Origin of the sequence: Thermosynechococcus sp. B3, assembly GCF_030323045.1 — a bacterium.
GTDB lineage: Bacteria > Cyanobacteriota > Cyanobacteriia > Thermosynechococcales > Thermosynechococcaceae > Thermosynechococcus.
On sequence record NZ_CP097584.1, the window covers coordinates 716,938 to 732,698 of the forward strand.

Annotated in this window: 14 protein-coding genes; 7 read left to right on the forward strand and 7 right to left on the reverse strand. The window is 55.0% G+C overall.

Annotated elements, in window-relative coordinates; genetic code table 11:
- Window positions 1-24 precede the first annotated feature (24 nt).
- On the forward strand, window positions 25-939 hold the full coding sequence (cruF, locus tag M0646_RS03670; RefSeq protein ID WP_286626625.1) for a gamma-carotene 1'-hydroxylase CruF: 915 nt from the start codon (window positions 25-27) through the stop codon (window positions 937-939).
- Here cruF and priA read toward each other — a convergent pair.
- Complete coding sequence (priA, locus tag M0646_RS03675) at window positions 895-3,321, reverse strand: primosomal protein N' (RefSeq protein WP_286626626.1); 2,427 nt, start codon at window positions 3,319-3,321, stop codon at window positions 895-897. The two genes, cruF and priA, sit on opposite strands and share 45 nt — an antisense overlap.
- A 128-nt stretch (window positions 3,322-3,449) precedes the next feature.
- On the opposite strand from priA, the gene M0646_RS03680 reads away from it, so the two are divergent.
- The 3 genes from M0646_RS03680 to M0646_RS03690 all read left to right on the forward strand — a co-directional run bounded on the left by M0646_RS03680 (window position 3,450) and on the right by M0646_RS03690 (window position 7,803).
- Window positions 3,450-3,629: a hypothetical protein gene (locus M0646_RS03680; protein ID WP_286626627.1), complete on the forward strand. Its 180-nt coding sequence runs from the start codon at window positions 3,450-3,452 to the stop codon at window positions 3,627-3,629.
- A gap of 77 nt (window positions 3,630-3,706) precedes the next feature.
- A complete protein-coding gene (pruA, locus tag M0646_RS03685) occupies window positions 3,707-6,649 on the forward strand; it encodes an L-glutamate gamma-semialdehyde dehydrogenase (RefSeq protein WP_286626629.1) in 2,943 nt (980 codons plus the stop codon).
- The gene (locus M0646_RS03690; RefSeq protein WP_286649885.1) at window positions 6,649-7,803 is read left to right on the forward strand and encodes a class I SAM-dependent methyltransferase; all 1,155 of its coding nucleotides are present in this window, start codon (window positions 6,649-6,651) and stop codon (window positions 7,801-7,803) included. Before pruA ends, M0646_RS03690 begins: the two co-directional genes overlap by 1 nt.
- Here M0646_RS03690 and M0646_RS03695 read toward each other — a convergent pair.
- Window positions 7,800-8,939: a glycosyltransferase family 1 protein gene (locus tag M0646_RS03695; RefSeq protein WP_149818275.1), complete on the reverse strand. Its 1,140-nt coding sequence runs from the start codon at window positions 8,937-8,939 to the stop codon at window positions 7,800-7,802. The two genes, M0646_RS03690 and M0646_RS03695, sit on opposite strands and share 4 nt — an antisense overlap.
- A gap of 105 nt (window positions 8,940-9,044) precedes the next feature.
- Here M0646_RS03695 and M0646_RS03700 point away from each other — a divergent pair, with 105 nt between their 5' ends.
- From M0646_RS03700 to M0646_RS03710, 3 genes are all read left to right on the forward strand, one after another.
- Window positions 9,045-9,626, forward strand: a complete 582-nt coding sequence (locus tag M0646_RS03700) for a PAP/fibrillin family protein (protein ID WP_286649886.1) — start codon at window positions 9,045-9,047, stop codon at window positions 9,624-9,626.
- Between the two features lie 59 nt (window positions 9,627-9,685).
- Entirely contained in the window at window positions 9,686-10,726 is a 1,041-nt protein-coding gene (locus tag M0646_RS03705; RefSeq protein ID WP_286626635.1) for a hypothetical protein, read from the forward strand.
- Between the two features lie 61 nt (window positions 10,727-10,787).
- Window positions 10,788-11,336, forward strand: a complete 549-nt coding sequence (locus tag M0646_RS03710) for an NADPH-dependent FMN reductase (protein WP_286626636.1) — start codon at window positions 10,788-10,790, stop codon at window positions 11,334-11,336.
- On the opposite strand, the gene hemB is transcribed toward M0646_RS03710, so the two are convergent.
- The 5 genes from hemB to M0646_RS03735 form a co-directional block, all read right to left on the reverse strand.
- Window positions 11,333-12,319 (reverse strand): porphobilinogen synthase, encoded by a 987-nt coding sequence (gene hemB, locus M0646_RS03715; RefSeq protein ID WP_149818282.1) that lies wholly within the window; start codon window positions 12,317-12,319, stop codon window positions 11,333-11,335. The two genes, M0646_RS03710 and hemB, sit on opposite strands and share 4 nt — an antisense overlap.
- A gap of 154 nt (window positions 12,320-12,473) precedes the next feature.
- A complete protein-coding gene (locus tag M0646_RS03720; RefSeq protein ID WP_286626637.1) occupies window positions 12,474-13,022 on the reverse strand; it encodes an NUDIX hydrolase in 549 nt (182 codons plus the stop codon).
- A gap of 5 nt (window positions 13,023-13,027) precedes the next feature.
- Window positions 13,028-13,852, reverse strand: coding sequence for a type I methionyl aminopeptidase (map, locus tag M0646_RS03725; RefSeq protein WP_149818287.1), 825 nt, complete (start codon window positions 13,850-13,852; stop codon window positions 13,028-13,030).
- Between the two features lie 72 nt (window positions 13,853-13,924).
- Entirely contained in the window at window positions 13,925-15,367 is a 1,443-nt protein-coding gene (locus M0646_RS03730) for a deoxyribodipyrimidine photo-lyase, 8-HDF type (protein ID WP_286626639.1), read from the reverse strand.
- 21 nt (window positions 15,368-15,388) lie between these two features.
- On the reverse strand, window positions 15,389-15,706 hold the full coding sequence (locus tag M0646_RS03735; protein WP_286626640.1) for a hypothetical protein: 318 nt from the start codon (window positions 15,704-15,706) through the stop codon (window positions 15,389-15,391).
- Between the last annotated feature and the right edge of the window lie 55 nt (window positions 15,707-15,761).

The following is a 15,761-nucleotide window of genomic DNA, read 5'->3' on the forward strand; positions in this document are numbered from 1 at the left end:
GATTGCCCCTTTGAGATTGCCCCTATGAAACCCAAGAACGCGCTTTTCGTTGCGGAGCAGGTGTGCCTAGTTGGCCACATTGTGGCGATGGCCTTTGGCTTAGCGGGGTTGCTCCTCGTCGTACCCCATCCCGAGTTTATTCTGGCATTGCCCGCCTGGGGTCAGCAGCTTTTTCAATGGAGCATGGGGAGTGGGGGTGTCGTTTATATTGTCCTCGGTGCACTGGCGATCGCCCTTCACACCTATCGCAACTTTGGCCTTGGCAAACTGCTTGGCTTTTTACTGCCAGCGGTGGGCATTTCCCTTACCAGTGAACTGTTGGGGACGAGTACCGGCTTTCCCTTTGGCCATTATGGTTACCTCAGTGGTTTGGGGTACAAAATTGCTGGGCTGGTGCCCTTCACGATTCCCCTCTCCTGGTTTTATATGGGGCTAGTTACGTTTCTTTTGGCCTACAGTGGCTTCATCAGTCGTCCGCTGCGGGAAGGCAAAGGCGTGGGCTGGGGGGCAGCCCTGATCACCGTGGGCTTGGGAGCAATCTTTTTAACCGCTTGGGATTTTGTCCTTGATCCGGCCATGAGTCAAACTGCCATTCCTTTTTGGCAATTTCAGGATGTCGGTGAATTCTTTGGTATGCCCTACCGCAACATTCTGGGATGGACGGGCACAGGAGCCGTGTTTATGGGGCTGGCGATGATCACTTGGTGGCCAAAGCCAATGGTGGTGAACCGTGGGCAACTGATTACTCCCTTGGTGGTGTATCTGGTGAATTTTGCCTTTGGGGCGATGATCACGCTCACATCCTTGGATCAACGTTTTTGGATTCCGGCAACCTTGGGATTTGTTTTGGGGGTCGTGCCGGTCACAGCACTGTGGTGGTTTACTGAAGCCCCCCTAGAGAAAGTTCAGGGGGTCAACATCAATACTGAGGCGGGTTGAGCGGGGACACTGCGCCTTGAGGTGCATCAGGGCTTGGCTCAGTTCAGAACTTTGCGGTGATTTGCCCTTGAGTAAAATTTGCCAGCGGTAGCGGCCAGCAATTTTGGCGATCGCCGCGGGGGCGGGGCCAAGCACTTCCCATTCTCCCTGAGAAACTGGGGCTAACGTTTGGAGCTGTTGGGCGATCGCCTGAGCCGTTGCGGCCACGTCCTCAGGATCGGGACTACTCAAGCGCAGAAGGATGAGTTGGGCATAGGGGGGATAGCCCAAGGGGGCACGGCTACTTAGCTCCTGTGTGGCAAAGGTGTCCCAGTCATAGGCTTTGACCGCTGTAATCACGGGGTGTTCGGGTACATAGGTTTGAAGAATAACTTTACCGGCGTGGGCACCCCGCCCCGATCGTCCGGCCACTTGGGTGAGGAGTTGAAAGGTTCGTTCTGCCGCCTGATAATCCGGTAAGTGCAGGAGGCTATCGGCTGCCAGAATGCCCACCAGCGCCACCTGGGGTAGATCAATGCCCTTCGTCAGCATTTGCGTCCCCACCATCACATCGGCTGCGCCGGCGGCAAATTGAGTCAATAACTGGCGATGGGCGCCCTTGCGTTGGGTGGTATCACTGTCAAAACGCAGTACTCGCAGCTGTGGAAAGAGGCGATTCAGTTCACTCACCACCCGCTGCGTCCCGCCACCAAAGGGCTTGAGATAGGGAGAGCCACAATTAGGGCAGCGTTCGGGCACAGCTTGGGTGTAGTTGCAATAATGACAACGCAGCACTTCCATTTTATCGTTAAAGAGGTGCCCAGTGAGAGACACGCTGCAATGGGGACAGTACATCACTGTGCCACAACTGCGGCAGGAAAAAAAGGTGCTGTGACCGCGCCGCGGCACAAAGAGAATTGCCTGCCGGCTCTGTAGGTTGCCAAGGGCCTCCTGGAGAAGGTAACTGAGCATGGAACGGTTGCCCCGGTGTAATTCTTGGCGCATATCCACGATGGTGATGGGGGGTAGGGGGGTGGCATGAATGCGCTGGGGTAAAGAAAGAAGCTGAATCTGTCCTGTTTGGGCGGCTTGCCAAGTGCTGAGGGCAGGGGTAGCAGTGCCCAAAATCAGGGGACACCGTTGCTGGCGCGATCGCCATTGGGCAACGGTACGGGCATGGTAACAAGGCTGAGGTTGATCCTGTTTGTAACCACTGTCGTGCTCTTCATCGAGAATGATCAAACCCAAGCCCACCAAAGGCAGCAGAACCGCCGATCGCGTGCCAATGATTACCCGTGGCTGCGGCATCAGCGTCAGTCGCCAAGTATCGTAGCGCTCCCCCTCACTGAGACCACTGTGATACACCAGCAAGCGTTCACCAAAGCGTGCTCGCACTCGATCCGTTAATTGCGGTGTCAAGCCAATTTCCGGTACCAGCAGTAGGGCCGATCGCCCTCGCCCTAGGCACTCAGCAATTGCTTGCAGATAGACTTCCGTTTTGCCAGACCCAGTGACCCCGTGCAGGAGAAAGGTTTGGGCACAGTCTAGGTGTTCGGAAATAGCTTGCAGGGCAGTGGCTTGGGCAGGGGTGAGGGCTTTTGGCCGATCCGATGTCACCGTTACCCCCTGTTCAATGCGGCAATGCTGCTGCTCGACAATGGCAATGTATCCCTTGGCAGCAAGGCGATGGAGCGTTTGGGCGGTGGTGCCAGTAGCCTTGAGTACCTCTTGCAGCCAGCAATCGCGACCCTGTTGCTGCAAATAGCGGAGGATTTGGCGCTGCCGCTGGGTTAAGGTCTCCCCTTCACTATTGAGGAGTACCACCGCCTGTTGCTGTTTTGGCTGTTGACTGGCGGGTGCCGCTAAGTAGGTTTCCACCCAGCCAAGGCGTTCGAGTTCTTTGAGGGCACGCTGAGCCTTGGGAAGCTGTTGCTGGAGGTAGCGCACACTGTAGTCCCCACTCCCTTTGGTCTGGAGAAAGCGCAGCAGATGTTGCCCTTGTTCTGACAGGGGGGGAATCCCCTGTTGTGGCCGCAGGCGCACCCGCCGTTGCGATCGCCCCAAGACCCCTGGCGGTAGGGCAGTGCGTACCACTTGAATTAAAGGCGTGCAGTAGTAGGTGGCAATTTGTTCTAACAACGCCCAATAGTCCTTGGGAAAAAGCTGCTGGTCAACCACGTCAAGGAGCGATCGCAAGCGTTGTGGCTCAACTGATGGCGGTACAGTTTCCAGTACCTCGAGGACAATCCCCCGCACCACTTGGGAGCCAAAGGGTACTTCCACCACCTCGCCCCCTTGAAGACACCAACCCGCAGGAACTTGGTAAGTGTAAGCCTCGCTTGCCGCCGGACAGTCCACAAGCACACTGGCGTAGAGAGAGGGTTGTTGAGGTGCTAAGGCCATCAGATGGTTTGATTGGTTTTCACTCAGACAGGCAGATAAAAACGTCCCCAACCACTGTACATACTTCTTCTTTAGATTTTCGCTATTCCACAACGCAGATTTGCTCGCTAGGCTGGGAGCTGGCGATTATGCGCTGGCCGGTGGTGCACCGCTTTCCCACAGGAACCGTTCTAACGGCCAATATCACTCCCGCAGGCTTTGCCACGATTACCGATAGTCGCGGTTTGCCTTGGCTGAAGGTCTCCATTGGTGACGAGGATCGCATTTGCTTGGTGCGAGCCAACCGCCGATTTATTCGTCCGCGCTGAGAATTTAGTTGTTTACTTTAGTTTGCTTGAGAGGGCGTGGGAAAATAGGGAAGACTGCTCCTCACCCAAGATTCTTCATGACTGGTCTTTACGAAGCACAAACGATCGCGATCGCCCGTCAACTGTGGGCGGCTAGTCAAGAGTCCCGCAACTTTTTCAGTCAACTGCGGGAGCAAATGCGCATTGAAGATAAACTCCTCAGCTGGGCGATGGAACATCCGGGGCTACGGGTGCAACTCTTTCGCCTCATTGACTGCCTGCCGAGTCTGCGCAGTAAAGCCGAGGTGGCACGCCACTTGCAGGAGTACCTCAGTGACCCCAGTGTGGAGTTGCCGGAAGGCCTAAAAAAACTCTTGAACTTTGCTCAGCCGGATTCCCTGCCCGCCCAAGCAGCGGCAACCACCTTCACAACAGCCGTTCAAGCCCTTGCCCACAAGTACATTGCTGGTGAAACTACCGAGCAGGTGCTGAAAACCATTGGCCGCCTACGCAAGCAGGGCATGTTGGTGACGATGGATATTCTTGGGGAGGCGGTGATTACGGAGGCAGAGGCACAGCAGTATTGCGATCGCTACCTTGACTTGATGCAGCAACTCAGCCCCTTGGGTCAGCGGGAAGGGGTGAATCCAGTCCAAGTCTCCGTGAAGCTGACGGCCTTTTACTCCCAGTTTGATCCCCTAGATGTGTCTGGCTGCCGTGCCAAGGTAGGGGAACCGATTCGGCGGTTGTTGCATCGTGCCCAAGAATTGGGGGTGGCGGTGCACTTTGACATGGAGCAGTACGCCTACAAAGACATTACCCTCGCAATCTTGAAGGACATTTTGCTAGAGCCAGAGTTTCGCGATCGCGCCGATGTCGGGCTGACACTACAAGCCTATTTGCGGGATAGCTACCAAGATGCCCAAGACCTGATTACTTGGGTGCAACAGCGGGGGACACCAATCACGGTGCGGGTGGTCAAGGGCGCCTACTGGGATCAAGAACTCATTAAGGCGGTACAAAATGACTGGCCATTGCCCGTCTATCAACACAAGCAAGATACCGATGCCAACTTTGAGCGGGTGATTGAACTGCTCCTGAGTCACCACACGCTTTTGCGCACAGCAGTTGCGAGTCATAATGTTCGTTCCCAAGCGCGGGCGATCGCGATCGCCCAACATCAGCACATTCCGCCCACGGCCATGGAATGCCAAGTTCTCTATGGTATGGCCGATAAACTTGCCAAGGCTCTTGTGGAAGCGGGGCAGACGGTGCGGGTCTATTGTCCCTACGGTGAGCTGATTCCGGGGATGGCCTACCTGATTCGGCGGCTCTTGGAAAATACGGCCAATAGTTCCTTTTTGCGCCAACAATTGGGAGCGGTAAATATTGACGCACTCTTGGCACCGCCAGAACCAACGGCAGACTTTAGGGCAGTGAACGTTCATCTGACCACGGGCAAGACCTCAACCTTTCTCAATGCTGCCAATAGCGACTATGCCCGCGCCAGCCAGCGGGAAGCGATTCAAGCGGCCTTAATTCATGTCCATCGCCAACTAGGGCAAACCTATACCCCCATCATCAATAGCGATCGCGTCAATACCCTCGAATACAGTGAGTCCCTCAACCCCTCACAGCCCGAAGAAGTTGTCGGTCGCGTTGGCTTGGCCACCATTGAGGATGCCGAGCATGCAATCCGGGCTGCCAAAGCTGCTCAAGCGCAGTGGCAACAGACTCCCGTAGCCGAACGGGCCATCCTGCTCCGGCGGGCAGCGGATCTCCTCGAGGCACAACGCCATGAACTGGTGGCTTGGATGTGCTACGAAGTGGGCAAGGTGGTGGCGGAAGGGGATGCTGAAGTCTCCGAAGCTGTTGATTTTTGCCGCTACTACGCTGATGAAATGGAGCGCCTCAGCAGCGGCTATGACCGCAACTTTCCCGGCGAAACCAACCATTACCACTACCAAGGTCGCGGCATTGCAGTCGTCATTTCCCCTTGGAACTTTCCCCTAGCGATTCCCACCGGTATGACCGTGGCCGCCTTAGTCACAGGCAACTGTACCATCCTCAAGCCCGCGGATCCGGCGGCTGTGGTTGCAGCGAAGCTGGCTGAAATTCTCATTGCCGCTGGTTTTCCCCGCGGGGTATTTCAGTTTCTCCCCGGCCGTGGCTCCGTGATTGGCCCCTACCTCACCAAACATCCCGATGTGCATCTCATTGCCTTTACTGGCTCCCAAGAGGTGGGCTGCCGCATTATTGCTGAGGCAGCGGTGTTGCAGCGGGGACAAACCCACATCAAACGGGTGATTGCCGAGATGGGGGGCAAAAACGCCATTATCATTGACGAAAGTGCCGACTTAGATCAGGCAGTGGCGGGGGTGGTGCAATCAGCCTTTGGCTACAGCGGCCAAAAATGCTCCGCCTGTTCACGGGTGATTGTCCTCGAGTCCATCTATCAACCCTTTGTGCAGCGCTTAGTGGAGGCCACCAAGTCCCTCAATATTGGGCCTGCCCATTTGCCCAGTACCCGTGTTGGACCGGTGGTGACCGCAGCCGCCCGCGATCGCATTCAGGAATACATTGCCAAGGGACAGCGGGAAGCGGAACTGACCTTGAGTGTACCGGTACCGGAGGTGGGGTATTTTGTCTCTCCTACCATCTTTACCAACGTCCCCCCCACCGCCACGATCGCCCAAGAGGAAATTTTTGGCCCGGTGCTAGCGGTACTGCGGGCAGAAACCTTCAGCCAAGCCCTTGAAATTGCCAATGCCACGGCCTATGCCCTGACGGGGGGGCTGTATTCGCGGACGCCGTCCCATATTCAGCAGGCCAAAGCCCAATTTGCCGTAGGGAACCTGTACATCAACCGTGGGATTACGGGGGCGATCGTGGATCGGCAGCCCTTTGGTGGCTTTAAGCTCTCAGGGATTGGTTCCAAAGCGGGTGGCCGCGATTACCTGCTGCAATTTCTGGAACCGCGTGTCATTACCGAGAATGTGCAGCGCCAAGGGTTTGCCCCCATTGCCGGAGTGGATGATTGATGTCAAAGGGCACTCAGCTATTGGCCGACCTTCAGGAGCGCATCAGGGCAGCGGGCGCCATTTCCTTCTGTGAGTTTATGGCCTTGGCTCTCTATGCACCGCAGTGGGGCTACTACAACCGTCCCCAAATACAGATTGGTCGGCGCGGCGACTTTATCACGTCCAGTAGTCTGACGAGGGATTTTGCGGAACTGCTCACTGAGGCTTTTGTGCAGATGTGGCACGCCTTGGAGCGACCGCAGCGGTTTACCCTGTTGGAGATGGGGGCGGGTGAAGGCCAATTTGCGGCTGGGGTCTTGGGCTATAGCCAAGCGACCTACCCCGATTTCTTTACCGCCCTGGAGTACCAGATTCAAGAGCAGTCCCCCACTTTACGGGAACGCCAACGGCAACGCTTGGCTCCTTGGGGCGATCGCCTGTGCTGGCGAGGCTCTGACACTCCTGCTGAACCAATCACCGGCTGCATCTTTAGTAATGAACTCGTGGATGCTTTTCCCGTGCATCGGCTGCAATGGCAGGGGGACGGTTGGCAGGAAATTTATGTCAGTCTCGATGCCCAAGGGGCGTTGCAAGAAGTCTTGCGTCCCCTTAGCGACGATCGCATTCACAAATACTTTGCCACCGTTGGCATTAATCCGCAGCAGCAGGGCTACAGCGACGGCTACCGTACCGAGGTTAATTTGAACCTCATCCCCTGGCTCAAGGATCTGAGTCAGCACCTAGAGCGGGGCTTTGTTCTCACCATTGACTATGGTTATCCCGCTCAGCAATACTATCATCCCGCCCGCTGTGAGGGTACCTTGCAGTGCTACTATCAACACCGCTGCCACGACAATCCCTACTGTTTTGTTGGCGAGCAAGACATTACGGCTCATGTGGATGTGACCGCCTTGACGCGCTATGGGGAGCACTTTGGCCTTGAAACCCTCTATGTCACCCGCCAGAGTTTATTTCTCATGGCCTTGGGTTTGGGCGATCGCCTACTGGCGCAACAGCAGAGGAATGGCAGTCTCCTCCAAGCCCTGAACCGCCATCAATCACTGCACCAACTCATTGACCCCCTTGGCCTCGGTGGCTTTTACGTCGTTCTCCAAGGGAAGCAAGCCACCCTCGATCTGCCGCAACTCAGGGAAGCGGATCAGGGATTCAGTTAATGACTAAGAGCCACATCCCGCTGGGGGACTGGCAAAACTGATCGGTAGTACTGCTCTAGTTGCTGGGTGGCCGCCGCCCAACTCCAGCGTTCAGCTTCTTGGCGGGCATTTTGGCGTAGGGTCTCGCGATCGCTCGGAGAGTCAAAGAGGCGCTGACAAGCCGTAATCGCTCCTGTAGAATCCGCTGGGTCAAACAAAAACCCATTCACCCCATCAGTGACAATATCCGGAATTCCCCCACTGTTGGCAGCCACCACAGGACAGCCTGCGGCCATCGCTTCTAAAAGAACCAAGCCAAGGGTTTCCGTGCGCGAGGGAAAGACAAAGACATCCGCCGAGGCAAAAGCTGCTGCCAAGCGTTCACCGCGCAGATAGCCGACAAAATGGGTGGGGGTACCGGCAAAGTGTTTTTCAAGTGCCTCCCGATGCGGACCATTGCCCACGAGTGCCAGTCGCGCCTGAGGAATCTGCTCCAGAATGGGCTTAATCTGCTCAATTTCCTTTTCCGCGGAGAGGCGACCAACGTAGAGCAATAGGGGCGCTTCTGGATGCCCTTGGCTGAGAAAGAAACGCATTTCTTGACTTTGGCGCTGCGGATGAAACAACTCCACATCTACCCCCCGCTGCCAGAGATCCAGATGGCGAATGCCGTGCGCTTTCAGTTCTGCCACCATGGCCGTTGAGGTACACAAGTTGAGTTGAGCACGGTTATGGGCCAACCGCAGCAGCGACCAGAGCATCTCTTCAAGAAACCCCAAGCCATAGTACTTCAGGTATTGCGGCAAATGGGTGTGGTAGGAAGCGACCAAAGGTAAGTGGAATTTCTGCGCATAGTACAGACCCGCTACCCCCAAGACCGCTGGGTTCGCCACATGGATCAGATCGGGTGCAAAGGCCTCTAGGGCTTGACCAATGGCGGGTCGTGGCAGGGCGAGTTTGAGTTCAGGATACAATGGGAGGGGAAAACCGGAGACACCATAGATCTGCGCACCTTCATAATGGTCTAGCCCGCCCTCGGGAGCCACCACCAACACCTGATGGCCATTCCGTTGCAGATGTCGGACGGTTTGACACAAACGGGTCACAATGCCATCAATCTTGGGAAGAAAGGTCTCGGTAAATAGCGCGATCCGCATTTCGCTAACCTGAATGGGAGGGGGATTTTTCCCATTCTCGAATTAGGGGGGTCTTGACGCAACCCATAGGGGCAAAAAAGTTGCTTGTACTAGGAGGGGTGAACTGTGGCAAAGACAGAATTACTGATGGCGATCGCTGGCCTGAATCGAGGCATTCTAGCCACACCGCGCGATCGCAAACAGGTGGCCGCCCTTGCCGCTTCCCTTGAAACCATGAATCCCACCCCCGATCCCCTCAATGCCCTCGAAAAACTGGCCGGGGATTGGCGACTCATCTACACCAGTAGTCAGGCGCTGCTTGCTCTAGATCGCTCCCCAATTGTCAAGCTGGGGCAAATTTATCAGTGCATTCGTCCGCAGCAGCAGCGCATCTACAATATCGCTGAACTCTACGGCTTGCCCTTCCTAGAGGGGATTATCAGTGTCTTGGCGCGGTTTGAACCCTTGACCCAACAGCGGGTACAGGTGTACTTTGAACGCTCCATTGTTGGGTTGCGTCAGTGGCTCAATTACTATTCTCCCTCCCAGTTCATTCCCCAACTCCACAGCCGTCAACCCCTGATTGCTCTGGATGTGCCCCTCAACAGCAATGATCAACAGGGCTGGCTCGATATCACTTACCTTGATGAGGATTTGCGAATTGCCCGCGGCAATGAGGGGAGCCTTTTTGTCTTGAGCCGGGTTTAGGGACAATTCCCTGTACCGTTAAACTAGGGAAGAGTGGCACGATTCTCACCCCTGCTGCAATGGAAGCACAGCTGCCCCAGCAACTCAGTTTTCCATGGAATCCGATGCCTTCTGAACCGCTGGCTGAAGGTTCCCTAGCGGCTACTCCTGTTGCAGGGAGTGATAGTAGCCAAGAGCGCATCCGTTATTTAGAGCAGGCTATTGACCAATGCGAACACTATATTAACGAGCTGAAGCAGCAACTGCGCAATCAGGCCTTTTTGGAAGACTTACTTGCTCGCACTGAGGAAACCGCTCAGATTCAACAACAGGCGATCGTTGCCCTCCAAGAACAATTGCGCTCCCAAGCCACCTGTGCCCACGAGTTGGCCGAAATGAGCCACCATCGCCAATCCTTGGAAACGATTCTTCAGCAATCGCAAACGGAAATTGAGCACCTGCATCAGGAGGTGGATCGGCTCCTCAAGGCTCAAGATGCCCTCGAGGCTAAATTGGTGAATAGCCATCGCCTCCTGCGGCAACGGGAACAGGAATATCAACTCCTTGAATCCCAACTGCGCCAAGTCCAAGAGGAAAAAGCGCTGCTGCAAACTCGTCTTGAACAAGCCCGCTCAGAGTTGAGCGATCGCCAAACCCAACTGGATGATCTCAACCGTCGCCTCACCCAAGCCAACCATTTAATTGAAACCCAAGAACGGATCATCACTGCGCTGCAACAGGCGCAAGGATCAGAGGCCAGCAAAAACAGTGTTATTCAGGGACTGAGTAAAACCCTGCTAAAAACCCAAACCAAGTTACAGGAATTGGAACGGGACTATCAGCAGCAGCGCCTGCAATATATGACCACCCAGCACTACAACCAAGAGCTGGAGGCGCGCACTAGTCAACAACAGGAACGCCTACAACACCTAGAAGCCCAAATTGCCGAACTCCAAGAGCAAATTCTCCATCAGGCACAGCAGGCACGGGAGCAGGAAACCGCTGTTCAACACTGGAAGGATCGCTACACCGAGGCCGAGCGATCGCTAGCGCAGTTACAACGCGTCATTGCCCAAATGGCCACGGGTGGTTCCATTTCCCTGAGTGAGGTTCCTTCTTAAAGAGGATGTTTGAACAAACCTAAGTTTTGTATAATAAGCCATAGTCATTACGAGTTTGTTTATGCTCAAATTCATTGGTTGGGCAGGGAGTCTGCGGGATGGCTCCTACTCTCAAAGCGCCCTAGATGTTGCCATTGCCAAAGCCGCCGCCCAAGGGGTTACCGTTGAACGTCTGGATTTACGGCAAATGACGCTCCCCTTTTGTACCGGTGCTGAGAGCTACCCCGACTACCCCGATGTCGCCATCTTTCAAACCAAGGTCAAGGAAGCCGATGGTATTTTGCTGGTGACCCCGGAGTACCACGGCAGCGTTAGCGGTGTGCTCAAGAACTCCCTTGATCTCCTCAGCTTTGAACACCTCAGCGGCAAAGTGGTCGCCATGATGAGTGTCCTCGGCGGCCAAACCAACAGCAATGCCCTCAACGATCTACGGGTGATTCTGCGCTGGGTGCATGCTTGGGTGATTCCAGAGCAGGTAGCCATTGGTCAGGCGTGGCAAGCCTTCACACCCGAAGGGCAATTGAGGGATCCCAAGCTGGATGAGCGAGTGGACAAAATGATTGCCAGTTGGATTCAGACCACCCGTCAACTACGAGAAGCAAGCGCCTAATTCAATCCCTCTTGCAGCCACTGCGCCACCTGCTTGGCATGGTAGGTGAGAATGACATCAGCACCTGCCCGCTTAAAGCCAAGGAGAGTTTCCAGCACCACTTTTTTCTCATCAATCCAGCCATTGCGGGCGGCGGCTTTCACCATTGCGTATTCCCCGGAAACGTTGTAGGCGGCCACCGGAACATCGCTCACCTGCTTGAGTTGGGCAATGACATCCATGTAGGCAAGGGCAGGTTTCACCATCACCAGATCGGCGCCCTCCTCAATATCCAAGCTGACCTCCCGCACTGCTTCGCGGACATTGGCGGGATCCATTTGGTAGGTTTTTTTATCACCAAACTTCGGTGCCGAATCTAAAGCATCGCGAAAAGGGCCATAGTAGGCGGAGGCGTATTTCGCAGAGTAGGCGAGAATCCCCACGTGGGTATAGCCTGCGGCATCTAGACCCGCCCGAATGGCACCGACACGGCCATCCATCATATCTGACGGAGCAACAAAATCAGCGCCCGCAGCCGCTTGACTCACTGCCTGTTTGACCAGCACCTCTACGGTTTCGTCATTGAGAATTTCGCCATCTTTGACAATGCCATCGTGGCCTTCGCTGCTGTAGGGATCAAGGGCGACATCGGTAAAGATCAGCAGATCCGGTAAGACGGCCTTAATGGCGCGTACCGATCGCTGGACAAGACCCTCAGGATTGTAGCTTTCAGTACCTGCGTTGTCCTTGAGGTGCTCAGGCACAAGGGGAAATAGCGCGATCGCCCCAATTCCCAAGGCATAGACCTCCTTCAGCTCTAAAATCAGGCGATCCAGCGTATAGCGATAGCAGTCGGGCATTGAGGGGACTTCCTGCACCTGATCTTCCCCCTCCATGACAAAGACCGGATAGATCAAATCGCCCGTGGTTAGGGTATGCTCGCGCACCAAGCGACGAATTTGAGCCGTGCGGCGTAAACGGCGAGGCCGATGGGTTAGCTCCATAATTCAACAATCAAAAACTCAGTAATGTCCCAGTTCAAACAGCTGTGAATCAGCACGTACAACCTTTGGATTATTTCCGCATTATCTCACCTTGAGGGATCAAAACTGTGGGCGGTGCAGGATGCTTACAAACGTTTACGAACAACTTCAGTGTTCAAGCGGGTTGCAGATAGGGCAAGGCCAGATAGAAACTGGTGACGGTCTTGGCATCTTTCACTTGACCACTATGAATCGCAGCGGTCAAGTCAGCTAGAGAAAACTCCACAATTTCAATGTGCTCGTCGGTGTCCTGAGGCGGGGGTGTCTCTAGTTTTTCCAGCTCAGTGGCCAAGTAGGCGTAGATCACTTCATCAGAATAGCCGGGGGCAATGTAAAACTCTCCCAGTTTTTGCCAATGGTGGGCGCGGTAGCCCGTTTCCTCTTCAATTTCCCGCTCAATCGTAGCAAAGGGCTTTTCGTGATCCTCAACGGTGCCGGCTGGGAACTCCAGCAGATATTCCTCAGTGGCAAAGCGGTATTGTTTGACAAGGATCAGGTTGCCCTCTGGGGTCACCGGCACAGCTAATGCCCCCCCTGGATGCCGCACAGTTCCCAAGATCGAGACAGACCCATGGGGCAAGCGATATTGATTGACCTCAAAGGTAAACTTACGACTGCGGCAAAAGCAGTGGCGTTCGAGGACTTCGGGGGGGATTTTCGTCATAGGGGTTAGACAAGGGTGCGATCGGTGAGAATTTCGTAGCCCGTTTTGGTGACCAAGACCGTGTGCTCAAATTGGGCAGAGAGGGAATTATCAACCGTAACCGCTGTCCAGCGATCGCGCAAAATCCGCACCTGCTTTGACCCCGCATTGACAATGGGTTCGATAGCTAGGGTCATCCCTGCCCGCAGCCGCACATTCTTGAGTTCAGTGGTGCGAAAGTTAAACACCGAGGGTTCCTCGTGGAGATTGCGACCCACACCATGCCCTGTGAAGTCCTCCACCACCACAAAGCCATTGGCTTCGACATAATCTTGAATGGCACCCGCCAAATCCATGAGGTAGTTGCCTTCTTTGACCTGCTCAATGCCGCGGTAGAGGGCTTCTTCGGCAACTTTTACAAGCTTGGCCGCCTCCTCAGAGATCTCCCCCACCGGAATCGTAATGCAAGAGTCGCCATGGAAGCCGTTGTAGTAGGCACCGGTGTCAATCTTAACGATGTCGCCATTGCGAATCACTTTGCGGGGGCTGGGAATGCCATGAACCACTTCATTATTGATGCAGGCGCAAATGGAGGCCGGAAAACCCTGATAGCCTTTGAAGCTTGGTGTTGCCCCCATTTCGCGGATGCGTTTCTCAGCATAGGCATCGAGATCCGCCGTCGTCATGCCCGGCTCAATCATTTGGGAGATTTCCTTGAGCACCGTCGCGACAATCCGCGAGGCCTGCCGCATAATCTCAATTTCTCGCTTAGATTTAATTTCAATGCCACGGCGGGGGCGAGTTTGGACAGGGGTGGTGGGGGGAGTGAGCAGACTGCCAAGGATATTCATGGGCGCGATGCAACCGCAAAAATCGTTCTTTTTCAGGATAACGCTGTTGCGCTGATCAGGGGAATGTCAATTTTATCCTTGAGGGATGGGTGAACGAAAATGCGCTTGATAGAGCTGCTTAAATCGCCGCTGTTGCTGCCCGTGATCCACAATTGGCAAGGGATAACCGCAGCGATGCCGCTCTAGGGGAGAAATATTTCCCGTCACCAAATCTGCCGTGTCTAGGGATTTCAATTCCGGCAGCCAACGGCGAATGTACTCCGCCTCAGGATCAAATTTTTGCGCTTGACTGGCTGGGTTAAAAATCCGCAGCGGCTTTGGATCCATCCCACTAGAGGCACTCCACTGCCAACCGCCATTATTGGCTGCCAAGTCGCCATCAATCAGTTTTTGCATAAAGTACTGCTCACCCCATTGGGGATTGATGATTAAGTCCTTGGTGAGGAAACTGGCCACAATCATGCGGCAGCGGTTGTGCATCCAACCCGTTTCATCGAGTTGGCGCATGGCGGCATCCACAATTGGGTAACCGGTGCGCCCCTCACACCAAGCCGCAAAGTGTTCTGCGTGATTCAGCCAAGGAAAAGTGGCAAATCCTTCACGATGGGGACGCTCCGCCAAGTGGGGAAACCAATAGAGGGCGTGCTGATAAAACTCCCGCCACGCCAATTCCTGCTGCCACGTGCGAATACTCGTTTGTGCCTCTTCACTGCGGGCTGCGGCCATAGCGGCCTGACTGGCTGCCCAGACACGACGAATACCAATGACACCGAACTTGAGGGCAGGGCTTAAGAGGGAGGTTCCAGGTTGCGCTGGATAGTTGCGCTGCTCACCATAGTCTTGAATGTGCTGGTCAATAAAGGTCTCCAGTTGTGCTTGGGCAGCGGCTTCACCGGGAGCAAGGATCAGTTCTCCTGACCAGTGAAATCCCAAGTCCTTGGCAGTGGGCAGCGGTATCGCCCCTAGGGCTGTGGCTGTCGCTTGTTCAGCTTCTGTCAGAGGTTCGAGGCGTTGGGGAGTGGGAGCTGGCTGCGGTTTGGCAAGGCTCGACCAGTTGCGCCAAAAGGGGGAATAGACGGTGTAAGGCTGCCCCTGTTTTGTTTGTACGGCCTCTGGGGGATGTAGGAGTTGATCCCATGTGGTTTCGACGGCAATGCCTTTTTCCTTGAGGGCAGCAGCCACAGCGCGATCGCGATCGCGACCGTAGGGTTCCACATCCTCATGCCAATGCACCGCCACCGCCCCTAAGCCACCGGCCACTTGGGGCAGAATTTGACGCGGGTCACCATGAAAAATTAAAAAGCTCCCCCCAAGTCGCTGATAGGCTTCTTGCAAGGCCTGTAGGCAACCCATGAGGTATGTCACCCGCACCGCCGCAATGTCCGAGGCACTGAGAATCGCCGGGTCAAAGCAAAAAATGCCAACCACTTTGGGAGTTTGGGTGTAGGCAGCCGCCAACCCCACACTGTCACTGAGGCGCAGATCGCGACGATGCCAAAACAGGCGCAGGCTCATCGCCCGTCCATCCTAGGCGCCCTAGAAAATAGCGCCAATACATTCATTGGTTGCGGCTTTAACTTCCGGGGGTTCATTGTCGGCAGTCATTTTCTGAAATTCCTCATAGCTCATTTTTTGTTGGAGGCGGTTTATCAGGCAAGTGCAATAGCGATCGCCGCGATCGCCAAAGCCGGGAGGCGCTTGCGCCGCAAATTTGGTTTGACACTCCTGCATAAAGACCGCGATCGCCTCTGGGGGATAAGTCGCCGCTGGCATTTCTTGGGCGAAAATAGATAAACTCAGCAATCCCAGACCGCTACTGCTGAGAAGGCTCATCACGAGTTTGGAGAATTTCATTGGGGCGGTACCTGATCCGATTCTGGCAAAGAGCTTCCTGCGGTTGCTGCACTTC

Excerpts from the sequence above, each read along its gene's own strand:
- cruF (WP_286626625.1), top strand. The coding sequence starts at position 25 with ATGAAACCCAAGAACGCGCTTTTCGTTGCGGAGCAGGTGTGCCTAGTT.
- priA (WP_286626626.1), bottom strand. The coding sequence starts at position 3,321 with ATGGCCTTAGCACCTCAACAACCCTCTCTCTACGCCAGTGTGCTTGTG.
- M0646_RS03680 (WP_286626627.1), top strand. The coding sequence starts at position 3,450 with ATGCGCTGGCCGGTGGTGCACCGCTTTCCCACAGGAACCGTTCTAACG.
- pruA (WP_286626629.1), top strand. The coding sequence starts at position 3,707 with ATGACTGGTCTTTACGAAGCACAAACGATCGCGATCGCCCGTCAACTG.
- M0646_RS03690 (WP_286649885.1), top strand. The coding sequence starts at position 6,649 with ATGTCAAAGGGCACTCAGCTATTGGCCGACCTTCAGGAGCGCATCAGG.
- M0646_RS03695 (WP_149818275.1), bottom strand. The coding sequence starts at position 8,939 with ATGCGGATCGCGCTATTTACCGAGACCTTTCTTCCCAAGATTGATGGC.
- M0646_RS03705 (WP_286626635.1), top strand. The coding sequence starts at position 9,686 with ATGGAAGCACAGCTGCCCCAGCAACTCAGTTTTCCATGGAATCCGATG.
- M0646_RS03710 (WP_286626636.1), top strand. The coding sequence starts at position 10,788 with ATGCTCAAATTCATTGGTTGGGCAGGGAGTCTGCGGGATGGCTCCTAC.
- hemB (WP_149818282.1), bottom strand. The coding sequence starts at position 12,319 with ATGGAGCTAACCCATCGGCCTCGCCGTTTACGCCGCACGGCTCAAATT.
- M0646_RS03720 (WP_286626637.1), bottom strand. The coding sequence starts at position 13,022 with ATGACGAAAATCCCCCCCGAAGTCCTCGAACGCCACTGCTTTTGCCGC.
- map (WP_149818287.1), bottom strand. The coding sequence starts at position 13,852 with ATGAATATCCTTGGCAGTCTGCTCACTCCCCCCACCACCCCTGTCCAA.
- M0646_RS03730 (WP_286626639.1), bottom strand. The coding sequence starts at position 15,367 with ATGAGCCTGCGCCTGTTTTGGCATCGTCGCGATCTGCGCCTCAGTGAC.
- M0646_RS03735 (WP_286626640.1), bottom strand. The coding sequence starts at position 15,706 with ATGAAATTCTCCAAACTCGTGATGAGCCTTCTCAGCAGTAGCGGTCTG.